Source organism: Actinoplanes sp. SE50/110 (assembly GCF_900119315.1).
Taxonomy (GTDB): domain Bacteria; phylum Actinomycetota; class Actinomycetes; order Mycobacteriales; family Micromonosporaceae; genus Actinoplanes.
Window position 1 is genome coordinate 5,410,347 of the sequence record NZ_LT827010.1, and the last position, 17,516, is coordinate 5,427,862.

The window sequence follows — 17,516 nt, forward strand, 5'->3', positions numbered from 1 at the left end:
CTTGGCGTTCAACCTCCAGCGCAGATCCGTGCCCCAGAGGCGGGATCGTAGCGGTTTTGGCGTTACCTACGCTCGGTGACGGCCCATGGCTCGGGTGGGGCTGGAGCGGGTGCGGACCGCGCGTTGTACGCGGCTACTTATCTACTGGTGGGACGACCGCAGCCCGGGCCAGGCTTGGTCGAGGTGACCGGTGGGATCGCTCGTATTGCGGCTGTCCACCGCTGGTTGGTATGACTCACTCATGGCATGCGTCCTGCCGGTCACCGTGGCGCGGAGAGGCTCAAGAGGGGACTGCCCAGCTCGAAGTAGCGCTGCCCTCCTCGCCGGATTCACCCCCGGTTCGATCGAGGAGAGCAGGCATGGGACAGGTCATCATCGGTATGGACCCGCACAAGCGGTCCGCGACCATCGAGATCATCAACGACCGGGAGAAGATTCTCGCGCAAGGCCGGTTCGGCACCGACCGCGACGGATACCAGACGATGCTCAAGCTCGGCCGGCAGCACAAGGACCGGGTCTGGGCAGTCGAGGGCTGCAACGGCATCGGCAAACACCTCGCCCAGCGCTTGGTCGCCGACGGCGAAACCGTCCTCGATGTCCCGGCAAAGTTGTCCGCCCGTGCCCGGGTGTTCGACACCGGCCAGGGACGCAAAACCGACCCGGCCGACGCCCACCACATCGCGGTCGCCGCCCTGCGCAGCAAGGGCTTGCGGCAAGTGGCCGCCGACGACGCGACGGTGGCGCTGCGGCTGCTGGTCGACCGCCGCGACGAACTGGGCCGCGCCCACACCGATCTGCTCAACCGGATCCACAAACTGCTGCTCGAACTACTGCCCGGCGGCGCCAAGAAGTATCTGTCCGCTACCCAGGCCCGTGAACTGCTCGCCACGATCCGCCCGCGTGACCTGGTCGGCCGGACCCGGCGCCGGCTCGCCTCCGAGCTGATCAGCGAACTCGTCCAGGTCGACAAGAAGACCAAAGCGGCCGACAAGGAACTGCGTGAGCTTGTCGAGGCGACCGGCAGCAGCCTGCAGGACCTGCACGGCATCGGCCCGTCCGGCGCAGCCCGGCTCATCGGCGACGTCGCCGACATCAACCGCTTCGCCAGCCGCGGGCACTTCGCATCCTGGAACGGCACCGCACCGATCGACGCCTCCTCCGGCGACCAGACTCGGCACCGGCTGTCCCGAGCCGGGAACCGGCGCATCAACCGCACCCTGCACATCATGGCCGTCGTCCAGCTGCGCAACGACACCGAAGGCCGCGCCTACTACCGGCGCAAACTCGCCGCCGGTAAAACCCCGATGGAAGCCATGCGCGCGCTCAAACGACGACTGTCCGACGTCGTCTACCAGCAGATGGTCAACGACGCCAAAACCGTCGAGACGGGCCCGGGAGGACACGCGGGGGCGACTCTGAAATCCAGCGCGGCCGATCCAATCCCCATGATCGACACTTCGGACAAGTCACTTCCCGGACCCGCCGAACCCCAGCCTAGAACACCACTTCCGACCACCTCTTGACACAGAGGGGTGCCATGAGAGTGCGCCGTGCCGAGATTTGCTCAAGGAAGAGCGTTGAACGAGCGACTGCTTTCGACGAAAGTTGGTAAACGCCGCAGACTATACGACGTCTCGCTCCGAGGTCGATGCAACTCGCCGGAAGTTGCACTACGAAATACGGGCGTAGAAGTCCCCTGCCGCATACATTGACGTAGAGATGCTGTCCCGACGACGACTTGGGGATCCTGCTGTGGTGGTGAACCGTTCAGAACCGCGTGAAGGCAATGCTAACGTCTGGCGTGCCGTGCTCGGCTGGATTGGCATCGGAATCTTGGCTGCGGTCGCCGCGCTCGTTGTCTTCTCCTCGCAACAAGCCGCCGGCACCGCCATATTCGCCGTAGGCATCGTCGTTTCGTTGGCCGCGATGCTGAGTGGCGGCCTAATAGGGTTCGTATTCGGTGTTCCAAGACAGCTGACCACGGAGAACGCCGAGCGTCGTGCGGACTCTTTCGGTGTTGCCGCCAACACCAACTTGGAACAAATTAGTGACTGGCTCACTAAAATCTTGGTCGGCGTCGGCTTAACGCAGTTTCACTCGATCGGGAAGTCCGCTGTTGATCTGTTCGGTGCGCTGGCGCCCTCGTTTGGCGGCGGAGTGGCCGGTAAGGCGTTCGCAGGAGGGCTGGTCACGTTCTCCGCCGTATTCGGTCTGGTTACAGGTTGGCTCTACACGCGGCTGGTACTGGGAACGGCAATGGTGCGGGCCGACCGGCGAGCGGCCGCGGCCGCGGTGCTGAACCATATGGCTGACGAGATGGAAAGGGCAGGTGATCCTCTCGGCGCCGAAGGCGCGCGGGAACAGGCGCGCGACGTACTGCGCGGACTATCTCCTATAAGCGCAGCGTATGACAGAGCGCGAAGATTGATGCCAGCCGGACCTCCGAGAACCGCGGAGTTCGACAGGTTGGCAGACGAAGCACGCTCCGTCGTGAAGCTGGGCAGGTACGACCCGGTGGCGGTAATAGAAGCTTTGTCGAGCGGAAGCAGCGGCGAGCGCATCGCCGCATTGACGATCATGGAGATACATCCCGATGCGAGTTACCTTGATTCCGTCTGTACAGTGGCGCTCGAGGCGCGATCACGCGATGAACAGTACCGAGCGTTGCTCGTCGCAAGAGCTTTAGTCCCCTATCTAGGCGACCCTGAGAAGGAGCGCCTCCGTGCCCTTTTGAAGGAGTTAAGGAAAAGCTTGTCATCGACGACTGCTCGGGCGAAACTGGCAGCAGAAATCGCTGCCCTGGTAAAAGTAGGAGATAGTTAACCGCCGCGGCGCTCTTAATGCCAAGGCCCACCGTCTCCCTATAAGCAGGCCCGGTCCACCGTAGAGTTCGTCGCGACTGAACCTCTTTTTCAGTGACGCTCACTCGCCGTCGCTAACTAGTTCCGCAAACCAATCTGGCTGCCCGCGATTAGAGCCTGCCAGAGCCCGGGAATGTGGAGCCGGGAAGCCAAGGCTATAAGCACCTAACACGATCTGTTGAATCGATGTTCATCAGCGTTGCGGAGTGAGGATCAGTCTCGTTCCGGTCTTCGTGAGCAAGGCCTGGGTCGTCGATGACGAGTTGTGGAAGCTGATCGAGCCGGTGCTGCCTGCTTGGCCAGCGAGGGCGCCGGGACCGCGGCCGGTGCCGGACCGGCTGTGCTTGCAGGGCATCCTGTTCGTCCTGCACACCGGGATCGGCTGGGAGGACCTGCCGCAGGAGCTCGGGTTCGGCTCGGGGATGACCTGCTGGCGCAGGCTGCAGCGGTGGACCGAGGCAGGCGTGTTCGACCAGGTCCACCAGATACTGCTGGACAAGCTGAACGCGGCGAACCGGATCGACTGGTCGAGAGCGGCGATTGACGCCAGTCACATCGACGCTAAAAAGGGGGTGCCGGGACAGGCCCGTCGCCGGTCAACCGGGGCAAGCCCGGCTCCAAGCACCACCTGATCTGCGACGGCAACGGCACCCCGATCTACGTGCTGACCAGCGGCGCGAACGTACCTGACATCAAACGTGCCCTGGATCTGCTCGACTGCTACCCGCCGATCGCCGGCAGGCTGGGCCGGCCTCGGCGCCGGTTCGCGGCGCTGCTGGCTGACAAGGCCTACAGCAGTGCGGCGTTCCGCCAGGCCTGCCGTGAACGTGGCACCGAACCCCTCATCCCCAAACCGAAGACCACCGGGATCAAGGGCCTCGGCAAGCTCCGGTACGTCGTCGAGCAGACCTTCGCTCTGCTGCATCAGTTCCGCCGATTGGCTGTTCGCTGGGAGCGCCGCCTCGACATCCACGACGGCTTCGTCAGCCTTGCCTGCGTCCTGATCTGCTGGCGCAGATTGATCAATTGGACCGATTAGAGATCGTGTTAGGAGTTTTATGTCCGCTCATCGGCAGTTGAGCGCGTTCGTAGGGCCCCGCCGCCGAGCCGACGGCTGTGACCCAGCGTCGTCCGGCGCCCGGGTAGGTGACGCTTCGGCCGTCGCGGTTGAGTAGCTCGAGGGCGCCGAGTAGCAGGTCGTCGCGGGTGCCGAAGTAGTACTGCAACTGCCGGGCGGGCACTCCCGCCTCCGCCGCGACGCGGCGGATCGTCGCGTCTTCGAGCTCTGTCATGAGGACCACGACGCTGGTCATCGGCATGATTCTGCTGGTCTACGGAGCTCAAGGCGCAGTCCGCCAACTCGTGGACCACGACAACGCCGGCCTGCTCGGTTGGCTACCCGGCGGCTTCAGGGCTCAACTGGCTGGCCATATTGTCCTTGTGGTCGCCGGTCTCCTCCTTGCCGGCCGGGGCGGACGCCGCCCCAGCCACTGAACGCCCGTCCCACCGGAGTAGTGACCAGCGTTGCGCAAGTCTGCTGTGACTGCGTCAGCTCGACCGAGGCGGGACGATCGCCCCGGCTTCTACCGTTCTCATCAGCGAGCCCGGACTGAAGGAGCGCGCGCGGGAACATCGGTGTTCGTGTTCGCAGCCTCCCGCCAGGGTCGGTTCGAGATCCGACCCTTCCGGCGGCACCGGACCGCGCCTCGACCGCCACGGCCCCACCTCACTGGCCGGCCACGGATCGGCCGAGGATGTGATAGCTTCCCATCAATTAGGCAGAATGGTTAACAGTTGAGGGGGCGCGCGATGGTGCGTCGGACGCTGGTGTCGATGCTGCTAGCCGTGGCTTCATCGGTGGCAGGGGTGGCGCCGCCCGCCGCGGCAAGCCCGCCGACCCCCGGTAACGCCTACGCGACCATCGTTCCCGCGCCGGTCTCCGCACAGGCCGGGCGCGGCGCCTTCCGTATAGACCGACACACCACGATCACCGCCGCCGGACCGGGCGCGGCCGGGGTCGCCGACTACTTGGGCGAGCTCCTCGGGCTGCCGGTCGTACGCTCGGTCCGGGCCGGCGCGATCGTGCTCACGGTGGGCGGCGGCGGGGCCCCGGAGTCGTACCGGCTCGGCGTCGATCGGCGCGGCGTGCGTATCGCCGCCCCGGACGCGCACGGCCTGTTCAACGGGGTGCAGACACTGCGCCAGCTGCTGCCCACCCGCGGTCCGCTGTCCGTGCCCGCCGGGCGGGTCGCCGACCGGCCGCGGTTCGGCCAGCGCGGGGCGATGCTCGACGTGGCGCGGCACTTCTTCACCGTCGAGCAGGTCGAGCGGTACCTCGACCAGCTGGCCGCGTACAAGGTGAACACCTTCCACTTCCACCTCACCGACGACCAGGGGTGGCGGATCGAGATCAGGAGCTGGCCGCGGCTGGCCACCTACGGCGGCAGCACCGCCGTCGACGGCGACCCGGGCGGCTATTACACGCAGGCGCAGTACCGGGAGATCGTCGCCTACGCCCAGCGGCGCTTCATCACCGTCGTGCCCGAGATCGACATGCCCGGGCACGTCAACGCTGCCCTCGCGTCCTATGCCGAGCTCAACTGCGACGGGGTGGCGCCGCCGCTGTACACCGGGACCGACGTCGGCTTCAGCTCGCTGTGCGTCGGCAAGGAGATCACCTACCGCTTCCTCGACGACGTCATCGGCGAGTTGGCCGCCATCACGCCGGGGCGCTACCTGCACATCGGCGGCGACGAGGCAGACTCCACCCCGGCGGCCGACTACGCGACGTTCATGCGCCGCGCCCAGGCCATCGTCGCCCGGCACGGCAAGGCGGCGTCGGCCTGGCACCAGATCGTGGCGGCCGGCCCGCGGCCGTCGACGGTCGCGCAGTACTGGGACACCACGCCCGACAACCCCGCCGTCGCCGCCGCCGCGAACGCCGGAACCGGGATCGTGCTGTCGCCGGCGAACCTGGCTTACCTGGACATGAAGTACACCCCGCAGACACCGCTGGGACAGGACTGGGCCGGGCTCATCGAGGTCCGCGACGCCTACGGCTGGGACCCCGGCGCCTACCTCACCGGCGTGCCGGCGGCCGCGGTCCGCGGTGTGGAGGCCCCGCTGTGGACGGAGACCCTGCGCACGTCGAACGACCTGGAGTACATGGCGTTCCCGCGGTTGCCGGCCATCGCCGAGTTGGGCTGGTCGCCGGCCGCGACCCACGACTGGGACGTGTTCCGGCTGCGGCTGGCCGCGCAGGCCCCGCGCTGGCGGGCCGCGGGCCTCAACTTCTACCCGTCGCCCCAGGTGCCCTGGGTGGCGTAGGTGACCGGGCGCGGCACCGAGACACCGCCTGATCTGCCGGCCGACCAGGACACTGCCCTGGACCGCCCGGATCAAGCCGTACGCCGGGGACCCGGAGCCCGGCGACGACCGACGTCCGTGACGACCCGGGCGCCACCGGCCTGCACGGCGAGCATCAGACAGGAGCGGATCTCCACTCCGTCCACCGCGAGGTCACAGTCGCCGCAGGCGCCGTCCGGGCAGACGGGCATCCCGAGCACGCCGGCGAGAGTGCGGCGGGGCTCGACGTCGAGGTCGTGAGGCACGCCGTCCACGGTCAGCCTCACCCGCACCGGCCGGCTCCCTGCCGGGCCTGCCGGAGGGCCCGGCGGGTCAGCACCTCGAAGGCTTGCCGCCGTCCCGGACGCCGGGCGTCGCCGGCGAGCAGGCGGGTGTCGTCCTGCGCGGCGGTGCGCGCCGCGGCGGCGATGGCGGCGTCCGAGAACGTGCTGCCGAGCAGGGCTGTCGCGGCCGCCGTCGCGCGCACCGGACAGGGTCCCGAGTTCACCAGACAGATCGCCGCCGAGCTGATCGCGCCCGCGGTCACCGTGATCGCCGCGAGCACGGCCGCGTGCGGGAACGTGGTGCTGCGCCGATCCTCCGCGTAGCCGATGCCGGTCCCGCCCGGCAGCACCGGCAGCTCCGCCTCGATCAGCATCTCCTCGGGCCGGCGGATGGTCTGGAACGGCCCGGTGAAGAAGTCGCCGGCCGGCACCGTGCGGCGGCCGGCCGGTCCGTCCAGCACCAGCCGCGCGCCGACGGTCACCGCCACCGCCGGCCATTCGGCGGCCGGATGCGCGTACGCGAGGCTGCCCAGCATCGTGCCCCGGGCCCGGATCGGTGGGTGCCCGATGTGGCGCACCACCACCCGCAGCAACTGGCCGAGCGCTCCGCCGACCGCGTCGGACTCGAACGCTCGGTGCCGGACCAGCGCCCCGACATGCAGGAAGCCGTCCACCTCGGTCAGCGTGTCGAGCCCCGCCACCCGGTTGATGTCCACCAGGCGGGAGCGCGGCGCGCCCGGGCGGGTCACGAGCGGGACCAGACTCTGCCCGCCGGCCAGCACCGACGTCCGGCCGTCCGCCAACGCGGCGAGCACCTCGTCGACGCTGTCGGCGGCCAGATAGTCGACGGTGGTGAGCATGCGCCGAGCTTATCGATCCCGATGCGCATCGTCGCACCTCGCGACCCGCCCAGGGCGGAGTTTCCCACGGGCGGGTGAACCGCCCCGGGACTGCCGGAAACCGGGGAACGGAGTATGACTGGGGGGTGAGCGTCGACGGGTGGGACGGGCGGGGGCTGCCCCCGGTGGCTCGCGCGCGGATCGCCCGGGCCGCCAACGGCGGGGTGCGGACCTCGCTGCTGTCCGCGGACGGCGTGGCCGGCCTGGAGGTGGCCGGCTTCGACACCGTGGGCGAGGTGCTCGGCACCACCGTGATGCAGATCGGGTGGACCGGATGGGGTGGCTGCGGCTGGCGTCCCGGCGTCAACCCGGGGCTGATCGCCGGGCTGCTCGGCGACCCGGGGCCCGCGGCCGGGCGGCCCAGCGGCGCCGGCTTCGCGCCGTACACGCGGGCCATCCGGCACGGGCGCGACACCGCACTCGACCGGATGCGGCAGGAGGCCGCGGCGCTCGGCGCCGACGGCGTCGTCGGCGTCCGGCTCACCGAGACCCGGATGGACGATCAGAAACGGGAATTCATGGCCCTCGGTACGGCGGTCCGCGCCCGCGGTCGCCAGCGCGCCGGCGTGCCGTTCACCACCGACCTGGCCGCCCAGGACGTGGCGAAGCTGCTCGGCGCCGGATGGGTGCCGGCCGGGATCGTCTACGGCCTGTCCGTCGCGATCCGGCACGACGACTGGCGGACGACATCGTCGTTGTCGTTTTTCGCCGGCAATGTCGAGGTGGCCGGGTACACCGAGCTGATCAGCCACGTGCGGGCGGTCGCGCGTGACGAGTTCGCCCGGCGGGTCGCCGCCACCGGCGCCGACGCGGCACTGATGTCCGGGCTGTCGTCCCGGATGTGGGCGATCGAGGTCGCCGACAACCACACCGATCACGCCGCCGAGTGCATCGTCACCGGCAACGCGATCGCCCAGTTCAGAACCGGACAGCTCAGCACCCCGAACAGTCTGACCATCCTGCCGTTGCGGAGCCCTCGATGACCGTGCCGACCCCCGGCGTCCCCGATGATGCGATGCGCCGCCTGGCGCAGATGCGGCCCGGGCAGCCGACCAGCCTGTTCACCTCCGACCTGAGCGTCAACGAGTTCCTGCTGGTCCGCGAGGCCGGCTTCCGGCCGCTCGGGCTGGTTCTGGGATCGAGCATCTACCACGTCGGCATCCAGTTCGGCCGCTGGAGCCAGAACCGGGAGCTCGACCAGCTGTCCCAGGCGATGTATCACGCCCGGGAGCTGGCGATGACCCGGATGGAGGCGGAAGCGGACGCGCTCGGCGCCGACGGGATCGTCGGGGTGCGCCTCGACATCGAGTTCAAGGAGTTCGGCTCCGAGCTCGCCGAGTTCATCGCGATCGGCACCGCGGTGAAGGCGGATGCGCCCCCGGACAGCGGCGGCGGCTGGCGCAACCGGCACGACCAGCCGTTCACCAGCGACCTGTCCGGCCAGGATTTCTGGACGCTGATCCAGGCCGGGTACGCCCCGCTGGGCATGACCATGGGCACCTGCGTCTACCACATCGCGCACCAGCGGTTCTGGCAGGCGGTCGGCAACATCGGGCAGAATGTGGAGATTCCGCAATACACCGAGGCGTTGTACGACGCTCGGGAGCTGGCGATGAGCCGGATGCAGGCCGAAGCGGAACAACTGGGCGCGGAAGGGATCGTCGGGGTGCAGATGCTGTCCAACTCGCACCGCTGGGGCGGGCACACCACCGAATTCTTCGCGATCGGCACGGCGGTCCGGCCGCTGCGCGCCGATCACGTGATCGCCAAGCCGCAGCTCGTGCTCCCGCTGACCGACCGATGACCGACGGACTCGGCCCGATGGGCGACCTGCACCTGATCGCGGCGGCGCTGCGGGCCGACCGGGCGGACGTGGAGTCGTACACCCGGGTGTTGACCGCCGTCCTCGGCGACGCGCTCCCGGCCGGCATGGTCGAGGTGGAGCGCAAGCGGTCCCTGGCCGACCGGATGGGCGGCCGGCCCGGGACCCCCGTGTCGCTGACCGTGACCACACCCGACGAGCAACTGGTGCTCCGGCAGGCGGCGCACGGGGTGCACGCCGAGGTGTGCCGGATCGTGCGCGGGGTGACCATCAAGCGCAGCACGGTCGATGTCGACGACTGGCTGGTCGCCCTCGCCGGGGTGCTGTCGAAGCTGGCCGCCGGATCGGCCGCCGCTCGCGAAACCCTCGACCGCCTCCTCGGCTGACGCGGCGGGCACCCTCGCCGCCGGGCGCTTTCGCGCCTTGCCGGCGGTCAGGTCAGCGGCTGAACGAGAAGCGGCTGCGCTTCTTCTGCCGGCCGAAGCCCTGCAGGGTGTCGGCGCCCTGCCGGAGCAGGCGGCTGGTCTTGTTCGGGCCGCGCCGCGCCTCCAGGGTGTTGCCGAGCTTGCGCGCGCCCGCCGCGGCGAGCGGCACTGCGATCAACGTGATGACGAAGCGGCGGATCAGGTTGAAAATCATGACCTGTTCCATACCCGCCCGGTGCCCCGGTCATTCGCCCGTTTCTGCTCGACGCCCGGTCAGCCCGACCACGATCATCAGCACCGCGGAGACCGCGGAGCAACCCAGGAAGGCGCCGATCGGCATTCCGGTCCCGACCGACGGCCGCCACCACCACAGCAGTGTGGCGAGTACGCACAGCCCGAGGGCGCAGCCGAAGTTCGCCGCCAGCTGAGGGCTGCGCACCCCGCGGGCCACCGGCCCGCGACCCCGGCGGGCACCCACCGCGCCGCCGACCGTCAGCAGCGCGCAGAACGCGATGCCGAACGGCCGGCCGGCGCCGGTACCCGCACTCAACAGGATCAGGAGTCCCGCACCCAGCGTCGCCGAGGCGAGAAGGAACAGCAGCCGGCGCACGGGCCTACTTGGTGGCGCGGCCGGTCAGCTTGTCCCGCAGCCGGTCGACCAGTCCGACACCCGGCCCGACCAGCTTGTGGAACAGCTCGTTGTTCGGCGCCCCCGGGTGCGGCCGGGTCGGCGCCACCTTCTTCGCCGTCTCCACCTTGGTGCCCAGCTCAATCAGCTCCTCGCGCGGGATGTGCAGGCGCAGCAGCGGGAACTGGTCGGTCTCCTCATCCTGCACGTGATCGGCCAGGATGGTCTCCAGTTCGAGCAGCACGGCGTCGAACTCGGCGCTGGAGACGTCGACGTCCTCCAGCCGCTTCATCGTCTGCTCCAGCTCCTTGTGCTCCTCGACGTCATGCTCCACGGACTTCTCACCGTCCGGCAGGTGCTTCTTCATCGCCGGATAGACGTACATCTCCTCGGCGACGGCGTGCCGCACCAGCTCACTGATCGCGGTGTCGATCAGATCCCGCCGGATCATCGGATCGGCGACCTGCTTGATCTCCCCGATCAACGCGGTCACGTCACGGTGGTCGGCGGTCAGGATGTCGATCACGTCGCGCTGAGACGTGTCGGTCACGGCTTCCTCCATGGGTCGCGGTCATCGGAACGAGCATCCGCATACCCACCATCGGCCCCGTCAATCCGTGCCGGGGTCCACCACTGCTGCGCCCGCACCGAACATCCGCTCCCATTCGTCCCCCAGCCCGGCGGGAACGATCTCCGCGACCAGGTGACCGAGCGTCCCCACGGGCACCTTCGCGATCCTGCTCCGGATCTCGTCGACGTCGCTCGGCCAGCTACCCCGGGACTCGCGCCACTCCACCAGTCCCTGGAGGAAGGCCCGGGCGGCGTCCCACCTGCTCGCGGCGGCGGTAGAACGACTCCTGCTCCGCGGCGGTCATCGGACGCCGGCTCAGCGACGAGTCGCGCTGGGCGAACACCACCGGCAGCACCCAGTCCTCCAGGTCCAGGTGCTGCTCGAAGTAGCCGCGCCGGGACTTGTCGTCGTGCAGGCATCGGCGCGCCTGCCACGCCGCCAGCACCGGGTCGTCGCCGGCCGCGAGACGACCGTACAAAATCGGCATTGCCTGTCGTGCCGCGGAAACCGTGACCGAATATGCCATCCCCATCGCGACCGGCGCTCCGGCTGCCACGAGGTCCTGCGCGAGACTCGCCTCGCTGCCGGTCTGCATGGCGGACTGGCAGGCGTTGAGCACCGCGACCGCCACCCGGTGCTCGGCCAGCAGCTGCGCCACCTGCGCCGACGGCACCGGTAGCCGACATCCCGGGACCCGAACGGCCGGGCCGTGACCACCAGGATGTTCAAGGTCGGCGCCGCGGCCGGCAGTCGGTGCTGCAGCGGCACCCGGGCGTCCTGGCGTACGAGCGGCATGCGCAGGGCCAGACAGACCCCGGTGTCCGGGTCGCGCAGAGTCTCCCAGTGCAGCCGCTGGAACGCCGCCGACCCTCGGATGACCAGCCGGTATCCGTCGAGGCCGCCGTCGCGGGCGCGCCGGTAGCCGAATGCCGCCTCACCGGTGCCACTGTGACAGCCGCCCGCACGAGCGGACCACCCGTTACGGTGAAGCCGGTCGGCGTCGGCGGGCCGACCGGGACCCCCGGGTCAGGCGGGCCCGGGCCGGCCGCGGCGGGCCGGCCCGGCAGTCCCGAGGTCAGGCGGGGCTGGGGTGGGCTTTCGGTGGCGGCTCGGTGGTGCGCCGGACGGTGGCCCGGGGGCGGCCGAAGGCGAAGCCGCGCAGCATGCGGCCCAGCACGATGCCGATCGGGACGGCCAGGATCACCGCGACGTTGTCGGTGTCCGCGCTGTTGATTTCCGGGTTGCCGGCCAGGGCGGTGAACAGCGCGCCGTACGGCAGTGCGATGGACGCGATGACCAGCGGGAACAACATCAGCGGGACGGACACCGTGGTGATCAGCACGGTGGCCGGGTAGCGCAGCCAGTCGCGGTGGGTCCGCGGCCGGGGGGCGGCCAGGGCGACCACGGCGGAGCCGAGCAGCACGGTGAAGGCCAGCGTGCCGTAGTTGCGGGCGTCGGTGGGGTGCGGGTAGATCAGGCGCAGCACCCACGGGGTGGCGGCGGCGACCAGGCCGGCCGGGATCGCGGCGGCGATCCGGCGGCGGCTGACCGTGGCGGCGACCCGGGCCGCCGCGACGATCGCGACGACCGCCAGCAGCGAGCCGGCCGCGGCGCTGCCCAGGTTGAGGCCGCGTTCGACGTCGGTGGGTGATTCGGTGTCGGTGGCCAGGCCGGCGGCGATCGCGGCGACCAGGGCGGCACCGAACAGGGTGCGGGGTTGCGGCACGAGGGGCAGGCCACCGGCGGCGGCGCAGCAGAGCAGGGCGGTGAGCGCGGCGGCGACCGGCAGCAGCACGGTGGTCGGGTTGATCCGGTCGAGCGCGATGTCGGCGGCCAGCCAGGCGACGCCCCCCAGCAGGACGCTCCGGGTGGCCCGGCGGTCGCCCCGCACGTACACCAGAATGATCACAACCAGCGCGATGAGGGCGCCCCAGCGGAGTTCCCGCGCCCAGTAGGTGTTGTTCTCGCCGTAGGCGTCGGGGCCGGTGGGCTCGCTCATCGGCTGGAGCACGGTCATCCCGAGCGCCCAGCCGGTCGCCGCGGTGACGGTGAGGGCCAGCAGCAGGAGGCGTTCGGCGGTCGGCTGCCACCAGCCGAGCTGCACGGCGGCCTGCTCCGGGGCCGGGACGGCGTCGGTCGCGGGCCCGGTGGTGGACCAGCGGCGCACCGCCGCCCGGCCGAAGGTCACCGCACAGATGGTCCACGGCAGCAGGAACAGGGCCACGTCCAGGAGCGCCTGGATGAGGTAGATGTTGTAGCCGGCGATGTCGGCGAGCAGCAGGGGGGCGGCCGACAGCATCGGGGTGAGCGGGACGCCGAGGCCGGCGACCAGCCAGGCGCGGCCGCGGCGGCCGGCGCTGAGCGCGCGGACGGTGGCCACCACCAGGCCGATGGTGAGCGCCGCCCAGGTGGCGGTGATCCCCAGGCAGATGGTGAACACCGTGTCCGCGTGCACGGCCAGGAAGAACGGCACCATCCAGGCGATCGGCAGGACGGCGGTGGCGGCGACGCCGAGGCTGCCGCTGGGGCCGGGCTCGGGAGCACCCCGCGAGCCGGCCCACCGGGCGGCGGTCACCGCGTACCCGGTGATCAGCAGCGTGGTCACCAGGCCGACGGTGAGCTGGAAGACCAGCCAGTCGGCGTCGTCGGCGAGGTCGTCGAGGAACAGGTCGCCGGCGAACAGGCGGACCGCGGACGCACCGCCCAGGCCGAACCCGGCGACCAGCATCAGGCGCACGACGGTACGCAGGGTGACCCCGGCGCGCATCCACTCCCAGCGGCCGCGCGGGGCGCCGCTCTCGTCGATGGCCAGCGGGGTGGCGGCGAGGCTGATCGCGAAGGTCAGCCGGCGCCAGGCGGTGCCCGGCCGCTGCTGCAGGGCGCCGAGTTCGGCGATCCAGTCCCGGGCCATCTCGTCGCGGATGTCGGCCGGCCAGCGGCGGGCGGCGGAGCGCAGGAAGGCGGCGATCAGGGTGTTCAGGAGGCCCATGTCGGCCTCGTCCGCACGGCCGGGCCGATCGCGTTGCGCTGGCGGTGGGCGGCGAGTTCGGTGCGGGCCGTGGTCAGTCCGTCCGGGGTGAGTCGATACCAGCGGCGGGCCGGGCGGCCGGCGGCGACCGGGTCGATCTCCTCCCAGTGCGCGGCGAGCCAGCCGGCCTTCTGCAGGCGCATCAGGATCGGGTACACGGTGCCGCTGGGATACCCGGTGGCCTGCATGATGTCGAGTCCGTACCGCTCGGTGCCCGGCGCGGCGAGAAACGCCTCCAGGACGCCGGCGACGGCGGCGGTGATGCGTAGGGGTGACGCCATCCCGCACACGCTACATAGCGTGAGCACATTTCGCTACATAGGGTCCGGCGCTCATTGTGACGTCACCAATACTTCCGAAAACCTATAGGATCGATATAGATTCAGGTCAGGCGCACGTCCCACGGTGAGGAACAGACCATGACCATTTCGCAGACCCCCGCGACCTTCACCACCAACCAGGACCTCGATCCGATCCGGCTGCGCAGGGCGTTCGGCGTGTTCCCGAGCGGGGTGGTGGCCGTCGCCGCCGCCGTCGACGGGCGCCTGGTCGGGCTCGCCGCCAGCTCGTTCACCTCGGTCAGCCTGGACCCGCCGCTGGTCTCCTTCTCCATCGCCAACACCTCGAAGACCTGGCCCGACCTGCGCCGCGCCGACCACCTCGGGGTGACCGTGCTGGCCGCCCACCACGGGGCGATCTGCCGGCAGCTGGCCGGGGCGGTCGAGCACCGCTTCGACGGCATCCCGGTGTCGGTCAGCGACGAGGGCTCGGTGACCATCGACGACGGGCTCGCCCGTTTCGACACCACCGTCTACCGCGAGGTGGAGGCCGGCGACCACACCATCGTCCTGCTCCGTCTGCACGCCGTCGACCACCCGGCCGACCAGGGTGACCCGCTGTCGCCGCTGGTCTTCCACCGCTCGGTGTTCGGCCGGGTCGCCGACGTCTGACTAGCCGGCGAGCGCCCCGGGCAGGTCGCGCCGGCCGGTCACGCCGAGCTTGGCGTACGCCCGGTTGAGATGATTGTCGACGGTCCGCACCGAGAGCGTGAGGCTGCGCGCGATGTCACGGCTGGAGGCTCCCGCGGCGGCCCGCAGGGCCACCTCCCGCTCCCGGCCGGTCAGCGGGACCACCGGCTCACGGACCGCGAGCAGCGGCGTCGCGGCGCCGTCGGGCCGGACCGCGAGCGTAGCGGCCGCGGCCGCGCGCCGCGCCTGGCCGGCCGCCGCGAAGGCCAGCGACGCGGCGTTGGCGGCCTCGGCGGCGAGCAGATCCGCGCCGATCCCGCGCAGCGTCGCCGCCGCGCCGAGGAGCCGGTCCGGGTCGTCCCCGGCCAGCGCGGCGACGAACGCGGCCCGGGCCGCGGCCAGCCGGCCGTCGCACTCCCGGGCCAGCTCGGCCACCCGGTGCGCGACAGGCTTCGCCCCGCCCAGCCGGGAGATCTCGGTGAGCAGGTACAGCTCCTCGGTGACCCGGCCACCCGCGCGAGCCACCCCCACCGCGCCGCCGAGCAGCTCGCGGGCCTCGGTGAGGTGGCCGGCCGCGGCCAGCGTCCACGCCCGGCCGACCTCGTGATCGGTGTCGACCGTGCCGTCCGCCGGCATCCCGTCCGGCCGCGGCTCGCCCTGCTGGGCGGCGGCGGCGGCCAGACCGGCCGTGGCGATGGCGTGCGCGCGCCGGTACCCGAGAGCGCGGGTGAGCGTCGCAGCCTCGCTGTACCAGTGCCGGGCCGCGGTGAGCCGGCCCGCGATCAGCTCGGTCCGGCCCAGATTCATCGCGGCCCACACCTGGGGACGGGCGGCACCGGCGTCGAGCAGTTCGGCGAAGGCAGCGGTCAGCGTCTCGCGGGCGACCGCCAGGTCACCGGCCTCGGCCTGGGCGGCACCGAGCGAGGTCAGGTGCGACGCGGCGTGCGGCAGCAGGCCACGGACGGCATGGCGCCGGTTGGCCCGGTAGGCCCGCCGGGCCCACTCGATCGCCTCGGCGGTCCGGCCGGCGGCGGCGAGCGCGTCCGGCTTCAGGCCCGCGGCCAGGAACCAGACGGTCACGTCGGCGGCATCGTCGACCTCGGGTTCCAGACGATCCAGTAGGCGCACGGCTTCGGTCATCTCCCCCTGGACGAACCGGAGGCAGCCCTCGTTCAGGTCGAGGACGTGATGCAGAGTGGCGCTCTTCACGGCCGCCCGGGCCCGGCGGTTGATCGCCAGAGCGCGGGCCGGCGAGGTGTCCTGCCAGTACAGGTTGCGGGTGCGGGCGATGGTCAGCTGGACCCGGTCGGATTCGGCGAGAGCGTGATGCCCGGCCGCGGCCGCCAGCTCCCGCTCGGCCGTCGCGCCGCGGCCCAGGTGCAGCAGGGCGTCGGCGAGCAGCAGCACGTCGGCCACCGTGCGCACGCCCTGCGGGATGGCACGCAGCAGCGTGATGGTGTGCGGGTAGTCGTGCGCGTGCCGCGCCACCGTCGCGGCCCGGCGGAGCAGCTCCGGATCGGCGGTGCCGGTGGCCGCGAGCCGGAAGCTGACGGTCCGCAGCCCGTACCCCTCGACCCGCTCCGCCTGCTCCAGCAGCACCGTCCGGCGGCGCAGCAGCGGCACGTCGGCCCGGGCCACCTCGCCGTACATCGGATGCGCGAAGCTCACTGTGGTGTGCGGGCCGTCCCGGTCGGCACGCAGCAGCCCGGCGGCCTCCATCCCGGCCAGTTCGCCCGGCGTCGCGACCCGCTCGGCCTCGGCCAGCGGTACCGGTTCGCAGAGCGCGACCAGCTCGATCAGGTCCCGGCCCGCCGCAGCCAGCAGCGGCCGGACCATTTCCCGCAGCCGGGTGGTGCCGGCCGGCGCATCGGCCTCCCAGACCAGCCCGTCCCACCGGAAGGCCGCGCGGCGCAGCGCGTCGACCACCAGCTCGTGCAGGTAGAGGGCGTTCCCCGCGGAGGCCGTGCCGAACTCGCGGACGGTCTGCTGGGCCACCGGGCCGCCCAGCACCCGCCGCAGCAGGTCGGCCACGTCGTCCCGGCGCAGCGGCCCGAGATCCACCCGCAGCACCGCATCCGTACGGCACAGCGCGTCGGCCGCGGCGGTCTGCGGGGCACCGGCCCGGACGGTCGCGACGAACCGGATCGACCCGGCGTCGACCAGCTGCCGCAGCAGCACCGCCGAGGCCCGGTCCAGCAGGTGCAGATCGTCGATGAGCAGGAGCCATCCCGGCTCGTCGCGCCCGACGGCGAACACCTCGGCCGCCCGGCGGAACGCCGCGACCGGGTCGGCCAGGTCCAGGTCGGGCGGCAGCAGGTGCACGACGGCGCCGAGCGGCACGGTGCCGGCGGCCTCGGAGCAGTTGACCCGGGCCGTGCGGAACCCGGCCGCGCCGGCCCGGGTCAGGCACTCGACCGCCAGCCGTGACTTGCCGACGCCCATCGGGCCGCTGATCACGAAGCCCTGCCGCCGTGCGCCGCTCAGCAGGCCGGCGAAGGCGTGCAGTTCGTCCTCGCGCCCGACGAGGGGCCATCGGCCGTCATCGTTCCAGGTGTACATCCGGGACCTCCGGCGGGCGACTCTACCCACGCCGGGGCCGCGGCGAAGTCGGCCTTCCGACGCCGCGTAGGTAGTGCCGACGAAGAGATGAGTATCCATTACCGCTCCGGCCGGACCCGGGCCGAT

At 71.2% G+C, this 17,516-nt stretch carries 18 protein-coding genes; 8 read left to right on the plus strand and 10 right to left on the minus strand.

Annotated elements, in window-relative coordinates; all coding sequences use genetic code 11:
• Nucleotides 1-359 precede the first annotated feature (359 nt).
• The 3 genes from ACSP50_RS24280 to ACSP50_RS24285 all read left to right on the plus strand — a co-directional run bounded on the left by ACSP50_RS24280 (nt 360) and on the right by ACSP50_RS24285 (nt 3,900).
• The gene (locus tag ACSP50_RS24280; protein WP_014691928.1) at nt 360-1,523 is read left to right on the plus strand and encodes an IS110 family transposase; all 1,164 of its coding nucleotides are present in this window, start codon (nt 360-362) and stop codon (nt 1,521-1,523) included.
• 229 nt (nt 1,524-1,752) lie between these two features.
• The gene (locus ACSP50_RS42230; protein ID WP_155123610.1) at nt 1,753-2,823 is read left to right on the plus strand and encodes a hypothetical protein; all 1,071 of its coding nucleotides are present in this window, start codon (nt 1,753-1,755) and stop codon (nt 2,821-2,823) included.
• Between the two features lie 271 nt (nt 2,824-3,094).
• Nucleotides 3,095-3,900 (plus strand): IS5 family transposase gene (locus ACSP50_RS24285; protein ID WP_085945649.1). Its coding sequence is split into 2 segments (ribosomal slippage): nt 3,095-3,425 and nt 3,425-3,900, totalling 807 coding nucleotides; the frame shifts between segments, so codons are not numbered across the junction.
• Here the strand turns inward: ACSP50_RS24285 and ACSP50_RS24290 are convergent.
• Nucleotides 3,884-4,174, minus strand: a complete 291-nt coding sequence (locus ACSP50_RS24290) for a TetR family transcriptional regulator (protein WP_197688087.1) — start codon at nt 4,172-4,174, stop codon at nt 3,884-3,886. The two genes, ACSP50_RS24285 and ACSP50_RS24290, sit on opposite strands and share 17 nt — an antisense overlap.
• A gap of 496 nt (nt 4,175-4,670) precedes the next feature.
• Between ACSP50_RS24290 and ACSP50_RS24300 the strand changes: the two genes are divergently transcribed.
• Nucleotides 4,671-6,188, plus strand: coding sequence for a beta-N-acetylhexosaminidase (locus ACSP50_RS24300; RefSeq protein ID WP_014691933.1), 1,518 nt, complete (start codon nt 4,671-4,673; stop codon nt 6,186-6,188).
• A 71-nt stretch (nt 6,189-6,259) separates the two neighbouring features.
• Here ACSP50_RS24300 and ACSP50_RS24305 read toward each other — a convergent pair whose 3' ends face one another.
• Entirely contained in the window at nt 6,260-6,499 is a 240-nt protein-coding gene (locus ACSP50_RS24305) for a hypothetical protein (protein ID WP_014691934.1), read from the minus strand.
• Nucleotides 6,490-7,350 (minus strand): xanthine dehydrogenase family protein subunit M, encoded by an 861-nt coding sequence (locus ACSP50_RS24310; RefSeq protein WP_014691935.1) that lies wholly within the window; start codon nt 7,348-7,350, stop codon nt 6,490-6,492. The genes ACSP50_RS24305 and ACSP50_RS24310 overlap by 10 nt, the downstream gene beginning before the upstream one ends.
• 125 nt (nt 7,351-7,475) lie before the next feature.
• On the opposite strand from ACSP50_RS24310, the gene ACSP50_RS24315 reads away from it, so the two are divergent.
• The 3 genes from ACSP50_RS24315 to ACSP50_RS24325 are packed head-to-tail and all read left to right on the plus strand — an operon-like array spanning nt 7,476 to nt 9,597.
• The gene (locus tag ACSP50_RS24315; protein ID WP_014691936.1) at nt 7,476-8,372 is read left to right on the plus strand and encodes a heavy metal-binding domain-containing protein; all 897 of its coding nucleotides are present in this window, start codon (nt 7,476-7,478) and stop codon (nt 8,370-8,372) included.
• A complete protein-coding gene (locus ACSP50_RS24320; RefSeq protein ID WP_014691937.1) occupies nt 8,369-9,193 on the plus strand; it encodes a heavy metal-binding domain-containing protein in 825 nt (274 codons plus the stop codon). Before ACSP50_RS24315 ends, ACSP50_RS24320 begins: the two co-directional genes overlap by 4 nt.
• The gene (locus ACSP50_RS24325) at nt 9,190-9,597 is read left to right on the plus strand and encodes a hypothetical protein (protein ID WP_014691938.1); all 408 of its coding nucleotides are present in this window, start codon (nt 9,190-9,192) and stop codon (nt 9,595-9,597) included. Before ACSP50_RS24320 ends, ACSP50_RS24325 begins: the two co-directional genes overlap by 4 nt.
• A 52-nt stretch (nt 9,598-9,649) precedes the next feature.
• Here ACSP50_RS24325 and ACSP50_RS24330 read toward each other — a convergent pair whose 3' ends face one another.
• The 6 genes from ACSP50_RS24330 to ACSP50_RS24360 all read right to left on the minus strand — a co-directional run bounded on the left by ACSP50_RS24330 (nt 9,650) and on the right by ACSP50_RS24360 (nt 14,144).
• The gene (locus tag ACSP50_RS24330; protein ID WP_014691939.1) at nt 9,650-9,850 is read right to left on the minus strand and encodes a hypothetical protein; all 201 of its coding nucleotides are present in this window, start codon (nt 9,848-9,850) and stop codon (nt 9,650-9,652) included.
• Nucleotides 9,851-9,880: 30 nt separating this feature from the next.
• Nucleotides 9,881-10,246 carry a hypothetical protein gene (locus ACSP50_RS24335; RefSeq protein ID WP_014691940.1) on the minus strand — a complete coding sequence of 122 codons (366 nt, stop codon included), beginning with the start codon at nt 10,244-10,246 and terminating at the stop codon, nt 9,881-9,883.
• Nucleotides 10,247-10,250: 4 nt separating this feature from the next.
• Nucleotides 10,251-10,814 (minus strand): hemerythrin domain-containing protein, encoded by a 564-nt coding sequence (locus tag ACSP50_RS24340; RefSeq protein ID WP_014691941.1) that lies wholly within the window; start codon nt 10,812-10,814, stop codon nt 10,251-10,253.
• 220 nt (nt 10,815-11,034) lie between these two features.
• Nucleotides 11,035-11,508, minus strand: coding sequence for a CHAT domain-containing protein (locus ACSP50_RS24350; RefSeq protein ID WP_014691943.1), 474 nt, complete (start codon nt 11,506-11,508; stop codon nt 11,035-11,037).
• 402 nt (nt 11,509-11,910) lie between these two features.
• A complete protein-coding gene (locus ACSP50_RS24355) occupies nt 11,911-13,824 on the minus strand; it encodes a hypothetical protein (RefSeq protein WP_014691944.1) in 1,914 nt (637 codons plus the stop codon).
• Nucleotides 13,812-14,144 (minus strand): PadR family transcriptional regulator, encoded by a 333-nt coding sequence (locus ACSP50_RS24360; RefSeq protein ID WP_014691945.1) that lies wholly within the window; start codon nt 14,142-14,144, stop codon nt 13,812-13,814. The genes ACSP50_RS24355 and ACSP50_RS24360 overlap by 13 nt, the downstream gene beginning before the upstream one ends.
• Nucleotides 14,145-14,282: 138 nt before the next feature.
• Between ACSP50_RS24360 and ACSP50_RS24365 the strand changes: the two genes are divergently transcribed.
• Nucleotides 14,283-14,813, plus strand: a complete 531-nt coding sequence (locus ACSP50_RS24365) for a flavin reductase family protein (protein ID WP_014691946.1) — start codon at nt 14,283-14,285, stop codon at nt 14,811-14,813.
• Here ACSP50_RS24365 and ACSP50_RS24370 read toward each other — a convergent pair whose 3' ends face one another.
• Entirely contained in the window at nt 14,814-17,390 is a 2,577-nt protein-coding gene (locus ACSP50_RS24370) for a LuxR family transcriptional regulator (RefSeq protein ID WP_014691947.1), read from the minus strand.
• Nucleotides 17,391-17,516: the final 126 nt, after the last annotated feature.

What these genes read in the sequence shown, in the direction of transcription:
- ACSP50_RS24280 (WP_014691928.1), top strand. Translation starts at nt 360, where the DNA reads ATGGGACAGGTCATCATCGGTATGGACCCGCACAAGCGGTCCGCGACC.
- ACSP50_RS24290 (WP_197688087.1), bottom strand. Translation starts at nt 4,174, where the DNA reads ATGACCAGCGTCGTGGTCCTCATGACAGAGCTCGAAGACGCGACGATC.
- ACSP50_RS24300 (WP_014691933.1), top strand. Translation starts at nt 4,671, where the DNA reads ATGGTGCGTCGGACGCTGGTGTCGATGCTGCTAGCCGTGGCTTCATCG.
- ACSP50_RS24310 (WP_014691935.1), bottom strand. Translation starts at nt 7,350, where the DNA reads ATGCTCACCACCGTCGACTATCTGGCCGCCGACAGCGTCGACGAGGTG.
- ACSP50_RS24320 (WP_014691937.1), top strand. Translation starts at nt 8,369, where the DNA reads ATGACCGTGCCGACCCCCGGCGTCCCCGATGATGCGATGCGCCGCCTG.
- ACSP50_RS24325 (WP_014691938.1), top strand. Translation starts at nt 9,190, where the DNA reads ATGACCGACGGACTCGGCCCGATGGGCGACCTGCACCTGATCGCGGCG.
- ACSP50_RS24330 (WP_014691939.1), bottom strand. Translation starts at nt 9,850, where the DNA reads ATGATTTTCAACCTGATCCGCCGCTTCGTCATCACGTTGATCGCAGTG.
- ACSP50_RS24355 (WP_014691944.1), bottom strand. Translation starts at nt 13,824, where the DNA reads ATGGGCCTCCTGAACACCCTGATCGCCGCCTTCCTGCGCTCCGCCGCC.
- ACSP50_RS24360 (WP_014691945.1), bottom strand. Translation starts at nt 14,144, where the DNA reads ATGGCGTCACCCCTACGCATCACCGCCGCCGTCGCCGGCGTCCTGGAG.
- ACSP50_RS24365 (WP_014691946.1), top strand. Translation starts at nt 14,283, where the DNA reads ATGACCATTTCGCAGACCCCCGCGACCTTCACCACCAACCAGGACCTC.
- ACSP50_RS24370 (WP_014691947.1), bottom strand. Translation starts at nt 17,390, where the DNA reads ATGTACACCTGGAACGATGACGGCCGATGGCCCCTCGTCGGGCGCGAG.